13 protein-coding genes are annotated in these 14777 nt (G+C 65.8%); 12 read left to right on the forward strand and 1 reads right to left on the reverse strand.

Features of this window, described 5'->3' with window-relative positions; all coding sequences use genetic code 11:
- The first annotated feature begins 2 nt into the window (after positions 1 to 2).
- The 7 genes from nuoL to J3367_RS16940 are packed head-to-tail and all read left to right on the forward strand — an operon-like array spanning position 3 to position 8197.
- Positions 3 to 1991: an NADH-quinone oxidoreductase subunit L gene (gene nuoL / locus J3367_RS16910; protein ID WP_024351157.1), complete on the forward strand. Its 1989-nt coding sequence runs from the start codon at positions 3 to 5 to the stop codon at positions 1989 to 1991.
- A complete protein-coding gene (locus tag J3367_RS16915; protein ID WP_024351158.1) occupies positions 1991 to 3499 on the forward strand; it encodes an NADH-quinone oxidoreductase subunit M in 1509 nt (502 codons plus the stop codon). The genes nuoL and J3367_RS16915 overlap by 1 nt, the downstream gene beginning before the upstream one ends.
- 18 nt (positions 3500 to 3517) lie before the next feature.
- The gene (nuoN, locus tag J3367_RS16920) at positions 3518 to 4963 is read left to right on the forward strand and encodes an NADH-quinone oxidoreductase subunit NuoN (protein WP_024351159.1); all 1446 of its coding nucleotides are present in this window, start codon (positions 3518 to 3520) and stop codon (positions 4961 to 4963) included.
- A gap of 2 nt (positions 4964 to 4965) precedes the next feature.
- Entirely contained in the window at positions 4966 to 5754 is a 789-nt protein-coding gene (locus J3367_RS16925; RefSeq protein WP_024351160.1) for a biotin--[acetyl-CoA-carboxylase] ligase, read from the forward strand.
- A 56-nt stretch (positions 5755 to 5810) separates the two neighbouring features.
- Positions 5811 to 7505, forward strand: coding sequence for a ribonuclease J (locus J3367_RS16930; RefSeq protein ID WP_029703303.1), 1695 nt, complete (start codon positions 5811 to 5813; stop codon positions 7503 to 7505).
- 19 nt (positions 7506 to 7524) lie between these two features.
- On the forward strand, positions 7525 to 7929 hold the full coding sequence (mce, locus tag J3367_RS16935; RefSeq protein WP_024351162.1) for a methylmalonyl-CoA epimerase: 405 nt from the start codon (positions 7525 to 7527) through the stop codon (positions 7927 to 7929).
- Position 7930: 1 nt separating this feature from the next.
- The gene (locus J3367_RS16940; protein WP_024351163.1) at positions 7931 to 8197 is read left to right on the forward strand and encodes a DUF1467 family protein; all 267 of its coding nucleotides are present in this window, start codon (positions 7931 to 7933) and stop codon (positions 8195 to 8197) included.
- Positions 8198 to 8267: 70 nt separating this feature from the next.
- Here J3367_RS16940 and J3367_RS16945 read toward each other — a convergent pair whose 3' ends face one another.
- Complete coding sequence (locus J3367_RS16945) at positions 8268 to 9341, reverse strand: alcohol dehydrogenase family protein (RefSeq protein WP_024351164.1); 1074 nt, start codon at positions 9339 to 9341, stop codon at positions 8268 to 8270.
- 85 nt (positions 9342 to 9426) lie between these two features.
- On the opposite strand from J3367_RS16945, the gene J3367_RS16950 reads away from it, so the two are divergent.
- The 5 genes from J3367_RS16950 (at position 9427) to J3367_RS16970 (ending at position 14730) form a co-directional block, all read left to right on the forward strand.
- Entirely contained in the window at positions 9427 to 9936 is a 510-nt protein-coding gene (locus J3367_RS16950) for a TetR/AcrR family transcriptional regulator (RefSeq protein WP_244495439.1), read from the forward strand.
- 440 nt (positions 9937 to 10376) lie between these two features.
- Positions 10377 to 11699 carry a proline--tRNA ligase gene (gene proS, locus J3367_RS16955; RefSeq protein ID WP_024351166.1) on the forward strand — a complete coding sequence of 441 codons (1323 nt, stop codon included), beginning with the start codon at positions 10377 to 10379 and terminating at the stop codon, positions 11697 to 11699.
- Positions 11696 to 13000: a lipoprotein-releasing ABC transporter permease subunit gene (locus J3367_RS16960; RefSeq protein ID WP_024351167.1), complete on the forward strand. Its 1305-nt coding sequence runs from the start codon at positions 11696 to 11698 to the stop codon at positions 12998 to 13000. Before proS ends, J3367_RS16960 begins: the two co-directional genes overlap by 4 nt.
- The gene (locus J3367_RS16965) at positions 13000 to 13692 is read left to right on the forward strand and encodes an ABC transporter ATP-binding protein (protein ID WP_024351168.1); all 693 of its coding nucleotides are present in this window, start codon (positions 13000 to 13002) and stop codon (positions 13690 to 13692) included. Before J3367_RS16960 ends, J3367_RS16965 begins: the two co-directional genes overlap by 1 nt.
- 108 nt (positions 13693 to 13800) lie before the next feature.
- Positions 13801 to 14730 carry a ring-cleaving dioxygenase gene (locus J3367_RS16970; RefSeq protein WP_024351169.1) on the forward strand — a complete coding sequence of 310 codons (930 nt, stop codon included), beginning with the start codon at positions 13801 to 13803 and terminating at the stop codon, positions 14728 to 14730.
- Positions 14731 to 14777: the final 47 nt, after the last annotated feature.

Below are 14777 nucleotides of genomic sequence, written 5' to 3' on the forward strand. Positions count from 1 at the left end.
GCGTGTATCAGACCATCGTTCTCCTGCCGCTCGCCGGCTTCCTGATCGCCGGCCTGTTCGGCAATGCGATCGGCGCCAAGGCGTCCGAATATACGACTTCGGCCTTCCTGGTGGCTGCCGCGGTCCTGTCGTGGATCGCCTTCATCAGCTTCGGCTTCGGCGAGTCCGAGACCCTGCGCATCACGCTGTTCCAGTGGATGCAGTCGGGCGGACTGGACGTCTCGTGGTCGCTGCGCATCGACCGGCTGACGCTGGTCATGCTGGTCGTCGTGAACACGGTCTCGTCGCTGGTCCACATCTATTCGATCGGCTACATGCACCACGACCCGCATCGGCCGCGCTTCTTCGCCTATCTGTCGCTGTTCACCTTCGCCATGCTGATGCTGGTGACCTCGAACAACCTCGTCCAGATGTTCTTCGGCTGGGAGGGCGTCGGCCTGGCGTCCTATCTGCTGATCGGTTTCTGGTACAAGAAGCCGTCGGCCAACGCCGCCGCCATGAAGGCTTTCATCGTCAACCGCGTCGGTGACTTCGGCTTCATCCTCGGCATCTTCGGCGTCTTCGTGCTGTTCGGCTCGGTCAATTTCGACACCATCTTCGCCGGCGCCGCCGATCTCGCCGGCCAGATGGGCGGGGAGGGCGCAGAGGCCGCTGCCGGTGCCGGTGCGCCGGTCCTGAACTTCGCCGGATATGCGCTGCCCATGGCGGGCGCGCTGACCGCCGTCTGCCTGCTCCTGTTCCTAGGCGCGATGGGCAAGTCGGCCCAGCTCGGCCTCCACACCTGGCTGCCGGACGCCATGGAAGGCCCGACCCCGGTCTCGGCGCTCATTCACGCGGCGACCATGGTCACCGCCGGCGTCTTCATGCTGGCCCGCATGTCGCCGATCTTCGAGCTCAGCCACACCGCTCTGACCGTCGTGACCTTCGTCGGCGCCACCACCGCGCTGTTCGCGGCGACCGTCGGTCTCGTCCAGAACGACATCAAGCGCGTCATCGCCTATTCGACCTGTTCGCAGCTCGGCTACATGTTCGTCGCACTCGGCGTCGGCGCCTATGGCGTGGCGATCTTCCACCTGTTCACCCACGCCTTCTTCAAGGCACTGCTGTTCCTGGGCGCTGGCTCGGTGATCCACTCGGTCTCGGACGAGCAGGACATGCGGCGCATGGGCGGGCTGCGCAAGCACATCCCGGTCACCTATTGGACCATGGTCATCGGCACGCTGGCCCTGACCGGTTTCCCGTTCACCGCCGGCTATTTCTCCAAGGACGCGGTCATCGAGGCGGCGTTCGTCGGGCACAATTCCTTCGCCATGTATGGCTGGGGCCTGACGGTGATCTCGGCGCTGCTGACCAGCTTCTATTCCTGGCGCCTGATCTTCCTGACCTTCCACGGCAAGCCGCGCGCCTCGGCCGACGTCATGCACCATGTGCATGAATCGCCGATGGTCATGCTGGTGCCGCTGCTGATCCTGTCGGTGGGCGCGCTGTTCGCGGGTATCGTCTTCGAAGGCTTCTTCGTCGGTCACGAATATGCCGAGTTCTGGGGCGCCTCGCTGTTCACCGGCCCGGACAACCACGTGCTGCACGATCTGCACGAGGTGGCCTTCGGGATCGCGATCATCCCGACGGTGATGATGGCGCTGGGCTTTGCCATCGCCTGGGCCTTCTACATCCGCAACCCGGCGCTGCCGGGGCAGGTGGCTGCCCGCCATCGCGGCCTGTACCAGTTCTTCCTGAACAAGTGGTACTTCGACGAGCTGTACGACTTCCTCTTCGTCCGCCCGGCCAAGGCGATCGGCACCTTCCTCTGGAAGACCGGTGACGGCAGGGTGATCGACGGGCTCGGCCCGGACGGCATCTCCGCCCGCGTCGTGGACGTCACCAACCGCGTTGTCCGGCTGCAGACCGGTTACCTCTATCACTATGCCTTTGCGATGCTGATCGGCGTCGCGGCGCTGGTCACCTGGATGATGCTCGGGGGCGTGAACTGATGACCGAATGGCCGATCCTCTCGACCGTCACCTTCCTGCCGCTGGTCGGGGCTCTGCTCATCCTGTTCATCCGGGACGACAGCGAGCTCGCGCGCCGCAACATTCGTAATGTCGCGCTGCTGACGACGCTGTTCACCTTCGTCGTCTCGCTGTGGATCTGGATCGATTTCGACAACAGCGACGCCGGCTTCCAGATGGTCGAGCGCCTCGACTGGCTTGGCGGCGGCATCACCTATCACATGGGTGTCGACGGCATCTCCATGCTGTTCGTCATCCTGACGACCTTCCTCATGCCCTTCTGCATTCTCGCCAGCTTCGAGTCCGTGCAGACCCGCGTGAAGGAATACATGATCGCCTTCCTGGTGCTGGAAACGCTGGTCGTCGGCGTGTTCTGCGCCCTGGATATCGTGCTGTTCTACATCTTCTTCGAAGGTGGCCTGATCCCGATGTTCCTGATCATCGGCGTGTGGGGCGGCAAGCGGCGCATCTACGCCAGCTACAAGTTCTTCCTCTACACCTTCCTCGGCTCGGTGCTGATGCTCGTCGCCATCATGGCGATGTTCTGGACCGCGGGAACGAGCTCGATCCCCGAGCTTCTGGCCTACGATTTCCCGGCTTCGATGCAGACCTGGCTGTGGTTCGCCTTCTTCGCCAGCTTCGCGGTGAAGATGCCGATGTGGCCGGTGCACACCTGGCTGCCCGACGCCCATGTCGAGGCGCCGACCGCCGGCTCCGTCATCCTGGCGGGCATCCTCCTGAAGCTCGGCGGCTACGGCTTCCTGCGCTTCTCCTTGCCGATGTTCCCGCTGGCCTCGGCCGAGTTCGCGCCGCTGGTCTTCACCCTGTCGGTCGTGGCGATCATCTACACCTCGCTGGTCGCGCTGATGCAGCAGGACATCAAGAAGCTGATTGCCTATTCCTCCGTCGCCCATATGGGCTTCGTGACCATGGGCATCTTCGCCGCCAACCAGCAGGGCGTCGAAGGCGCGATCTTCCAGATGCTGTCCCACGGCCTCGTGTCGGGCGCGCTGTTCCTGTGCGTCGGCGTCGTCTACGACCGCATGCACACCCGCGAAATCGCCGCCTATGGCGGTCTGGTGAACCGCATGCCGCATTACGCCGCCGCGATGCTGATCTTCACCATGGCCAATGTCGGCCTGCCGGGCACGTCGGGCTTCGTCGGCGAGTTCCTGACTCTCATCGGCGTCTTCCAGGTCAACAGCTGGGTGGCGATCTTCGCCGCGACGGGCGTCATCCTGTCGGCAGCCTATGCGCTGTGGCTTTATCGCCGCGTCGTCTTCGGCGCGCTGGAGAAGGAGAGCCTGCGGTCGATCCTCGACCTGTCGGGCCGCGAGAAGATCCTGCTCTACCCACTGATCGTGCTGGTCATCTTCTTCGGCGTCTATCCGATGCCGGTCTTCGACGTGACCGCCGCCTCCGTGGAATCCATGGTCAACCGCTACACCGCAGCCATCGAGGCGGCCTCCTCGGTCGCTCTGGCACAATAAGCTCGGGATCGCACGCCAATGTATTCGAACATGCTCGCATCGAGCCTTCCGATCATCGGTCCCGAGTTGATCCTTGCGGTCGGCTCGATGATCCTCCTGATGATCGGCGTCTTTCTGGGCGAGAAGAGCGCGCAGACGGTCACCGGCCTGTCGGTGGCGCTGATCATCATTGCCGGGCTGTGGATGGTGTTCGTCACGCCCTATGGCGTGGCCTTCGGCGGTTCCTTCGTCCTCGACCCGTTCGCCGGCTTCATGAAGGTGCTGGTGCTGATCGGTGCGGCGGCGGCCGTCATCATGTCGGTCGGCTACGCCGAGAGCGAGCGCTTCAACCGCTTCGAGTTCCCGGTTCTCGTGCTGCTGTCGACCACCGGCATGATGGTCATGGTCTCCTCAGGCGACATGATCGCGCTGTATCTCGGTCTCGAGCTGCAGTCGCTGTCGATCTACGTCCTCGCCGCCATCAACCGTGATTCGGTCCGCTCGACCGAAGCCGGCCTGAAATACTTCGTCCTCGGCGCGCTGTCTTCGGGCATGCTGCTCTACGGCGCGTCGCTGGTCTACGGCTTCACCGGCCAGATCGAATACACCGCCATCGCCGAGGTGGTCGCCACCAGCGAACGTTCGATCGGCATCGTCGTCGGCCTCGTCTTCGTCCTGTGCGGCCTCGCCTTCAAGATCTCCGCCGTGCCGTTCCACATGTGGACGCCGGACGTCTACGAGGGCGCGCCGACGCCGATCACGGCCTTCCTGGCCGGCGCGCCGAAGGTCGCGGCGATCGCGCTGATTACCCGCTTCACGGTGCAGGGCTTCGAGCCGCTGGCGGTCGACTGGCAGCAGGTCATCATCTTCATCTCGATCGCCTCGATGGCGCTCGGTGCCTTCGCCGCCATCGGCCAGCGCAACATCAAGCGGCTGATGGCCTATTCCTCGATCGGCCATATGGGCTTCGCGCTTGTCGGCCTCGCCGCCGCCAATTTCTCCGGCGTGCGCGGCGTCCTCCTCTACATGGCGATCTATCTCGCCATGACCCTCGGCACCTTCGCCGTCATCCTCGCCATGCGCCGCAAGGATGGGGTGGTCGAGGAGATCGACGATCTCGCCGGCCTGTCGAAGACCAACCCGATCATGGCGCTGATGCTGACCATGCTGATGCTGTCGCTGGCGGGCCTGCCGCCGCTGGCGGGCTTCTTCGCCAAGTACTTCGTGTTCATGGCGGCGGTGCAGGCCGGGCTCTACGGCCTCGCGGTGATCGGCGTTCTCGCCAGTGTCGTCGGCCTGTTCTACTACCTGCGCATCGTCAAGGTGATGTGGTTCGACGACCAGCCGTCCAGCGAGTTCGTGCCCATGGCCACCGAGCTGCGGGTGGTGCTGGGCGCTGCCGCGTTGTTCATCTTCCCGGTCTATCTCCTTGTCGGCGGCCCGATCTTCGCGGCGGCGGAGGCGGCGGCCCGGACCTTCTTCTGACGGTGGCCTTCGGCGCCTCGGCACGCCGGCGACGGCTGACACTGGGCGAGGTCTCGTCGACCAATACCGTCGCGCTCGAGGCTGCGCGCGCCGGTGATCCCGGACCCCTCTGGGTGACGGCCGAGCGGCAGTCGACCGGGCGCGGTCGCCGCGGTCGCAACTGGGTGTCGGAACGCGGCAATCTCTATGCGAGCTGGCTGCTGATCGACCCGGCGCCGCTGACGCATCTGTCGAACCTGCCTCTGGTGGCGTCGCTCGGTGTCCGCAACGGTCTGGCGCGGCTCGTGGCCGAAAGCGACACCGTTGCGGTCAAATGGCCGAACGACGTCCTCATCAAGGGTCGCAAGACGGTCGGCATCCTCTTGGAGAGTGAACGTCTGCCGGATGGCCGCATGGCGGTGGTCGTCGGCTGCGGCATCAACGTCGCCCATGTGCCCGACGACACGCCCTATCCGGTGACGAGCCTTGCGCTGGAAGGCGCGACGCACGATCTGGAGGCAGTGTTCGGCGCCGTGGCGGCCGAGATGGAGCGGGTGCTGGCGATCTTCGCCGGCGGACGCGGTTTCTCTGCGATACGCAACGAATGGCTGGCCCATGCCGTTGGCGTCGGTCAGCCCTGCCGGGTCAATCTCGCCGACGCGGTCCTGACGGGACGGTTCGAGGCCCTCGACGAACACGGCCTCCTGTTGCTGCGGGACGCGGCCGGACGCGTGACCGCGGTTTCGGCTGGCGATCTGTTTTTTCTGGAGCGGGACGAGCGCGTGGCGCCGTCCGGCTCCGGCGCTGCGTAAAGCGGCGCACCCGACGACGAATGTGAACTGAAGAACGAAACGATGCCGCCCCGCCAATGCGCGGGTGGCCCACCCAGGAAAGAAGTCTGAACTTGAACCAATTGTTGTTCGTGCCGCTCGGCGGCATCGGTGAGATCGGTATGAATCTCGCCCTCTACGGCTATGGCCCGGAACATGCACGCGAATGGATCGCCGTCGATGTCGGCATCTCCTTCGCTGGCGCCGATTTTCCCGGCGTCGATCTCGTCTTCCCGGACATCCGCTTCATCGAGGAACTGGGCGACAAGCTGAAGGGCATTGTCATCACCCATGCCCATGAGGACCATTACGGCGCCTTGCTCGACCTTTGGCCGAAGATGAAGGTCCCGGTCTATGCCACTGCGTTTACTGCGGCCATGCTCGCGGCCAAGCGCGAGGGCGAACCCGGCGCACCCAAGATTCCGGTGACGCAGTTCTCGGCCGGTGACCGCTTCAAGGTCGGTCCCTTCGAGATCGAGGCGATCAACGTCACCCACTCGATCCCCGAGCCGGTCGCGCTGGCGATCCGCAGCCCGGCAGGCACCGTCCTGCACACCGGCGACTGGAAGATCGACCCGACCCCGGCGCTGGGCGCGCCGACGGACGAGAAGCGTCTGCGCGAAATCGGCGACGAAGGCGTCCTCGCCATGATCTGCGATTCGACCAATGCGCTGCGCGAAGGCGTCAGCCCGAGCGAGAGCGAGGTCTCGGCCTCGCTGGGCGAGATCATCCGCGGGGCCAAGGGGCGCGTCGCCGTCACCACCTTCTCGTCGAATGTCGGCCGCATCCGCTCGATCGCTGCCGCGGCGCGCGACGCCGGACGCCAGGTGCTGCTGATGGGCCGCTCCATGCGGCGCGTCGTCGATGTGTCGACCGAGCTCGGCTACATGGACGGCATCCCGCCGTTCCTCGGCGAGCAGGATTTCGGCTACATCCCGCCGGAGAAGGCCGTCATCATCCTGACCGGCAGCCAGGGCGAGACCCGTGCGGCGCTGGCGCGGCTGTCGCGCGATGAGCACCCGACCGTGGCGCTGTCCCAGGGCGATCTCGTCATCTTCTCGTCGCGGGCGATCCCCGGCAACGAGAAGCTGATCATCGACATCAAGAACGCGCTCATCGAGCGCGGCGTGCAGATCCTCGAGGACGGCGAGAAGCTCGTCCATGTGTCGGGCCATCCGCGTCGCAGCGAGATGCGCCAGATGTATGAATGGGTTCGTCCGACGATCGCCGTGCCGGCCCATGGCGAGGCCGCGCATCTGAGCGCTCATGCCAAGCTGGCGCGCGAACTTGGCGTCAAGCAGGTCGTGCCCGCCCGCAACGGCAAGGTGGTGCAGTTGTCGCCGGGCGCCGCGAGCGTCATCGCCGACGTTCCGGTCGGTCGCCTCTTCAAGGACGGCCGCCTGATCGGCACCGCCGAGGCGATGGGCGTCAACGAGCGTCGCCGCCTGTCCTTCGTCGGCCATGTGTCGGTGCTGGTCGAGTTGGACGCCAAGCTGGAACTGCGCGAAGATCCAGACGTCGTGGCCCTCGGCCTGCCGGAGGACGACGCGGCGGGCGACGAGATGGAGGAGATCCTGATCGACGCGGCCGCCGGCGCGGTGGAGAGCATTCCGCTGAAGCGCCGCAAGGATCTCGACAAGGTCAGCGAAGCGGTGCGGCGTGCCGTGCGCGGAGCGGCCTTCGAGGCCTGGGGCAAGAAGCCCATTGCGACCGTCTTCGTGACGCGGTCCTGATCGAACGGGGGAGGCGCCGGTGCTTGGCAGGTTGAACCATGTGGCCCTGGCGGTGCCGGCGCTTGCCGACGCCGTCGCGCGCTATCGCGACATGCTGGGCGCGACGGTGTCCGAGCCGCAGGCGCTTCCCGAGCACGGCGTCACCGTCGTCTTCGTTGAGCTCGACAACACCAAGATCGAGCTCCTCGAACCGCTGGGCGAAGGCTCGCCGATCGCCGCCTTTCTGGCCAAGAACCCGAAGGGCGGCATGCACCATGTCTGCTACGAGGTGGCCGACATCGTCACCGCCCGCGACCGGCTGGTGGCTGCGGGCGCGCGGGTGCTCGGCGACGGCGAACCGAAGATCGGCGCCCATGGCCGCCCGGTGGTGTTCATCCATCCGGGCGACATGTTCGGGACGCTGACCGAACTCGAAGAGGTATAGGATGGGCTGGGTCTCGGGACTGGCGATCTATTTCATCATCTGGTGGACATCGCTCTTCGTCATCCTGCCGCTCGGCCAGCGCAGCCAGGCGGATGCCGACGATATCACCCTTGGCACGACCCACAGCGCACCGGCGCAGCACCGCATGGGCTGGAAGCTCTTGCAGACGACGATCCTCGCCTGCGTCGTCTTCGCCGCCTTCTACGTGGTCACCCAGGTCTACGGGCTGAGCCCGGACGACTTCCCGAAGATGATCCCCGGCACCTAACAGGCGCCGGCCGGACCACCCGGCCTTGCGGCCGGACGCAGATGGCCGGAAGGCTTCGCTTGCCGTGCGGTCAATCGCCGATTCGGATGGCGATCTTGCCGATATGGGATTTGGTCAGAAACGCCTCCTGCGCTGCCCTGAGATCGCGCAAGGCGAACGTCTCGGCGATGACCGGGCGGATCTCGCCGGCCGCGATATAGCCAATGAGATCCGTGAAGATCTCCGGCGGCTGATAGGTGCTGCCGAACAGCGTCAGATCGCGCAGATAGAGTGTCCGCAGATCGAGCTCGACGATCGGGCCCGCAATGGCACCCGACGTCACGTAGCGCCCCCCATCGCACAGGGTTTCCAGAAGCTGCGGCCAGCGCGGCCCGCCAACCAGGTCGAGAACGACGTCGAACGCGCGATCCGGAAGATCGGCATCGCGGGCAAGAATTGCGTCGGCGCCAAGGTCGAGAAGCGCATCGGCCTTTGCCGGGCTGGTCATCGCCGTCACATGCGCACCCCGGCGTTTGGCGAGCTGGATTGCCGCCGATCCAACGCCGCCGGACGCACCGGTGATCAGCACACGCTCGGTGCCGAGGGTGGCGCGCTGGATCATGCCCTCCGCGGTGGAGAAAGCGCAGGGGAACGACGCCAGTTCGAGGTCCGAGAGCGGCGATTCCACGCGGATCGCATCGCCGGCCGTCACGGTCAGATATTGCGCGAAGGCGCCGTCGCTTTCCGATCCGAGCGTCACGATCGAATCTTTGGACCCCAAGGGACCGCGCGACTGCATGGTGCGCACCATCACACGTTCGCCGATCCGCGCGGCATCGACCCCTTCGCCGACCGAGACGATCTCGCCGCAGCAATCGGCGCCCTGGATACGGGGAAAGGACAGGCTGCCCGACCAGCCGCCATCGGCCTCTGAAGCAGCCCCGTAGCCGCCGGATGCGCCCGATGCCGTGTCGCCGCGCACGCTCTTCGAATACCACCCGGTGCGGGTGTTGATGTCGGTGTTGTTGACCGCCGAGGCGCCCACCCGGATCAGAACCTCGTCGCGGGCCGGCGAGGGAACCGGGACATCCTCCCGCCATTCCAGCCGGTCGAGACCGCCATGGCCGGTCAGCACCATCGCCTGCATCGTCGCGGGTATCGCCATCATCGTCTCTCCTGAGTGGGTAGAATGGTTGCTCTACTTGCACAGGTAGAGGGACCATTCTACACCGTCAAGCATGACCAATACGATGAGAAGGATTGCCGGCGGGCTGGAGCGGGCTTTTGCGGCAAACGGCTTCGCCGAACCGAGCGTCGAGGACCTGCGCGACGCTGCGGGAGTCAGCCTGCGCACGCTCTACAAATACGCGCCGTCGCGGGAAGCCATGGTGCTGGCGGCTCTCGACCATCGTCACGAACGCTACATGGCGCTGGTTTTCACCGATCTGCCGGGGAGCGGCGAGGGGGCCCTGGCCACGGTCATCGATCGAGTCGCCGAGTGGATGGATCGCGAGGCGAGCCATGGCTGCCTGTTCCATGCGGCGGTGGCCGCCGCCCCGCATGACGAAAAGCTGCGCGCTCTGCTCGCCCATCACAAGCGGGAAGTGGCGAAAGAGGCGGTCGCAGGAGCGGGTCTCGCCGGCCGCGAGGTCGACGTGACGCTCATCCTGGATGGTCTGATGCAGAGCTGGCCGCTGCACGGCGATGCTGCCGTCGTGAGCGCGAAGCGACTGGCCGCCTCGCTCGTTCCGGCGGGCTGAGGGGCAGGCGGGTATCGCGACCTGACGTGCCGGCGAATATGCGACGAGAAATCGGACATGCGGTCGCAAGGCAAAAAAAATGCAAGGCTTTCGCCTTGCATCCAAAGTCGCGTGTCTGGATTTCGCTCCGATGACGTTGATCGGGGCTGCGGCAACTGCCGCGCCGGAAATCGCGTCCTCCCAAGACTAGACCGCAGAAATCGCACCTGCCGGCGCCTTTTGTTATGGTCGCGAGCGTATCCAGCCGAATTCGCAATGTCACGCGTTTTTCCGGGCTCGTGTCATTATTCTGCCACGCCGCCCCCGGCGAGGTCCGCAGGCGCAAATTGGCGCGGAGCTTGCTAACGCGCGCGCCGCCGACTTTCCAATCGCCCGGGGAGCGGTTAAGACGCGCAAAAGCGCCCCTGCGCCAGTCGAACCCCGCATTCATCGGACGTCCCATGCGCCTGTCGCGATATTTCCTGCCCATTCTCAAAGAGACCCCGAAGGAAGCGGAGATCGTTTCCCATCGGCTGATGCTGCGTGCCGGCATGATCCGCCAGCAGGCGGCCGGGCTCTACTCGTTCCTGCCGCTCGGCAAGCGGGTGCTCGACAAGGTCTGCGCGATCATCCGCGAGGAGCAGAACCGCTCCGGCGCCATCGAGCTCCTGATGCCGACCATCCAGTCGGCCGATCTGTGGCGCGAGAGCGGACGCTACGAGGATTACGGCAAGGAGATGCTGCGCATCGAGGACCGCCACGGCCGCGATCTGCTCTACGGTCCGACCAACGAGGAGATGATCACCGACATCTTCCGGTCCTATGTGCGCACCTACAAGGACCTGCCGCTCAATCTGTACCATCTGCAGTGGAAGTTCCGCGACGAGGTCCGGCCGCGCTTCGGCGTCATGCGCTCGCGCGAGTTCCTGATGAAGGACGCCTATTCCTTCGATCTCGACTACGACAACTCCAAGATCGCCTATGACCGGATGTTCGTCGCCTATCTGCGGACCTTCGAGCGCTGCGGCCTGAAGGCCATTCCCATGCGCGCCGACACCGGCCCGATCGGCGGCGAGCTCAGCCACGAATTCATCGTCCTCGCCTCCACCGGCGAGAGCGAGGTCTTCTGCCATCGCGACTATCTCGATCTGGCCGTGCCGGGCGAGGGCGTCGATTTCGACGATGCCGCGAGCCTCGCCGAAATCGTCAAGGCGTGGACCACGCCCTATGCGGCGACCGACGAGATGCACGAGACCGCGACCTGGGACCAGCTTGCGGATGACGACAAGGTCGCCGCCCGCGGCATCGAGGTCGGCCACATCTTCCATTTCGGCACGAAATATTCCGAGCCGATGAAGGCGGTCGTCACCGGCCCCGACGGCAAGGACGTGCCGGTGCACATGGGCTCCTACGGCATCGGCCCGAGCCGGCTTCTGGCCGCGATCATCGAGGCCTCCCACGACGAGAACGGCATCATCTGGCCGAAATCCGTCGCGCCTTTCGATGTCGGCCTGATCAACATGAAGCCCGGCGACGCCGATTGCGACGCGGCCTGCGAGGATCTCTACCGCCAGATGCAGGCGGCGGGCATTGACGTGCTCTACGACGACCAGGACACCCGGGCCGGCGCCAAGTTCGCCTCCATGGACCTGATCGGCCTGCCCATGCAGGTCATCGTCGGGCCGCGCGGCGCCAAGGCCGGTGAGGCCGAGATCAAGCTCCGCGCCACCGGCGAGCGGGAATCGCTGCCGCTGTCGTCGGTCCTCGCCCGGGTGCAGGCATGAGCGAAGCCAACGCGGCTGCCGCACCGCCGGCCGGGGCCCGCCATTCGACGCGGCCCTTCGCTCGGTTCGAATGGATGCTCGCCGGTCGCTATCTGCGCTCGCGGCGCCGCGATGCCGGCGTGTCGGTCATCGCCGGCTTCTCCTTTCTTGGCATCATGCTCGGCGTCGCCGCGCTGATCATCGTCATGTCGGTGATGAACGGCTTTCGCGGCGAGCTGCTGACCCGCATTCTCGGCGTCAACGGCCATGTCGTCATGTATCCGATCGACCGGCCGCTCGACGATTTCTCCGATGTGACAGCCGCGGTCGAAACCGTGCCGGGCGTCGCCTTCGCGATGCCGCTGGTGCAGGGGCAGGTCCTGGCCTCGGGCCTGGCCAGCAGCAGCACGGGCGCGCTGGTCAAGGGCGTGCGCGGCGAGGACCTCGCCGATCTGAAGCCGGTCTCCGAGAATATCAAGCAGGGCACGCTCGACGGCTTCAGCGAGGGCGGCGGGCTGGCCATCGGCAGCCGGCTGGCGGAAGCGCTGGGCCTGCGGCTCGGCGACAACATTACCCTAGTCTCGCCCGACGGCGACGTGACGCCGCTCGGCACGACGCCGCGGGTGAAGGCCTATCCGGTGGCGGCGATCTTCGAGATCGGCCTGTCGGAATACGACGCGTCCTACGTCTACATGCCGCTCGCCGAAGCCCAGCTCTTCTTCAACCACGAGGGGCTGGCCCAGTCGGTGGAGATCTTCGTCGACGATCCCGACCGGGTGCAGGACCTGCAGCGCACGATCGAGACCGCGGCGGGGCGTCCGAACTACACGGTGACCTGGCAGACCCAGAACCAGTCCTTCTTCTCGGCGCTGGAAGTCGAGCGCAACGTCATGTTCATCATCCTGACGCTGATCGTGCTGGTGGCCGCCCTCAACATCATCTCCGGCCTGTTCATGCTGGTGAAGGACAAGGGCCGCGACATCGCCATCCTGCGCACCATGGGTGCGACCCGGGGCGCGGTGATGCGCGTCTTCCTGATCACCGGCGCGTCGATCGGCTTCGCCGGCACGCTGGCCGGGCTGATCCTGGGCGTCGTCTTCTGCCTCAACATCGAGAACATCCGGCAGTTCTTCTCCTGGCTGTCGGGCACGATCCTGTTCAATCCGGAATTCTATTTCCTCAGCCAGTTGCCGGCCGAGATCGATTCCGGCGAGGTCGTGCTGGTCGTCCTCATGGCCATCGGCCTGTCTTTCCTCGCGACGATCCTGCCGTCCTGGCAGGCCTCGCGACTCGATCCGGTCGAGGCGCTGCGGTACGAATGATGACAGAGACTTACGCACTTCAGCTCACCGGGGTCGGACGGCACTTCGACCAGGGCGAGGACCGTCTGACGATCCTCGACGACGCGGCCGTCGGCGTCGCCGCCGGCGAGATGGTGGCGCTCGTCGCCCCGTCGGGTGCCGGCAAGTCGACGCTGCTCCACATTGCCGGGCTCCTGGAACGGCCGGACACCGGCGAGGTGCTTGTCGGCGGCCAGCCCTGCGGCACGCTCGGCGACGACCGGCGCACCGAGATGCGGCGCCGGGCGATCGGCTTCGTCTATCAGTTCCATCATTTGCTGCCGGAGTTCTCGGCCCTCGAGAACGTCATGATGCCGCAGATGATCCTCGGACAGTCGCGGTCTGCGGCTGCCGAGCGGGCGCGGGAACTGCTCGAATACATGCGGATCGGCAAGCGCGCGGCGCATCGGCCTGCCGAATTGTCTGGCGGCGAGCAGCAGCGCGTCGCCATCGCGCGGGCCGTGGCCAACGCGCCGCATGTCCTCCTGGCCGACGAGCCAACCGGCAATCTCGACCCCACCACGTCGGGCTATGTCTTCGACGCGCTGACGGCGCTGGTGCGCCAGTCGGGCGTCGCGGCGCTGATCGCCACTCACAATCACGAGCTGGCAGCCCGCATGGACCGGGCGATCACGCTCGAAAACGGCAAGATCGTTCCGCTCCAGCTCGGCTGACACTCCGCCCGAGGCGTCAAAGCTCCGGTGCGCGCGATTCCGCGTGCGCCGGATCGGCGCCAGCCCTAACCTGTGCCCCGTTGATCCGGCAAAGAGCGGAGAAGGGGCATGGTCGTGAACGGCATTCATCACGTGACGGCGATTGCGGGACGCGCGGCCCGCAATCTCGACTTCTACACCCGCACCCTCGGGCTTCGGCTGGTCAAGAAGACCGTCAATTTCGACGACCCCGGCACCTATCACCTCTATTACGGCGACGAGACCGGGCAGCCGGGGGCGATCTTGACGTTCTTTCCGTGGGACCATGCGGCGCCGGGACGACTCGGTGTCGGCGAGACCCAGGAGATCGTCTTCTGCGTGCCGGAAGGAGCAATCGGCTTCTGGAGCCATCGGCTGATCGAGAAGGGCGTGCCGCACGATTCGCTGGTCAAGCGCTTCGGCGAGACCGTCCTGGCCTTCCGCGATCCCGATGGCCTGCGCCTCGCCTTCGTCGCCCGCGCCGGCGATGACCTGCTGCCCAGCCGCGCGACCTCCGACATTCCGGCCGAACATGCGATCCGCGGCTTTCACAGCGTCAGCCTGCTCCTGGAAGAAGCCGAGGCGACCGCGGCGATCCTCACAGACATTCTCGGGTTCCGCGAGGTCGGCCGCGAGGAGACGCTCATTCGCTTCGTCTGCGATGCGAATTTCGGCCGGATCATCGATCTGCGTGCGGTCGGCGGTTTTCTGAAGCCGCGTGTCGGCGCCGGATCGGTCCATCACGTTGCCTTCCGCGCGGCCGATGATGCGCAGCAGGCCGAGATGGTGCGCAAGCTGGCCGAGAACCACGGCATCGCCGCGACCGAGCAGAAGGACCGCAATTATTTCCGTTCGGTCTATTTCCGCGAGCCGGGGCATGTCCTCTTCGAGATCGCCACCGACGCGCCGGGATTCGCGGTCGACGAAGCGCCGGGAGACCTCGGACAAGCCCTGCGCTTGCCGCCGTTTCTTGAATCAAGACGTGAAGAGATCGAGGGGCGGCTGCCGGACCTCGGCTGACGACCGACATCGGTCGTTCACTGTTTTCCCAGCGTCCTACGGTTCAA

Origin of the sequence: Aurantimonas sp. NFXS3 (assembly GCF_049132005.1) — a bacterium.
Classification (GTDB): Bacteria; Pseudomonadota; Alphaproteobacteria; order Rhizobiales; family Rhizobiaceae; genus Aurantimonas; species Aurantimonas coralicida.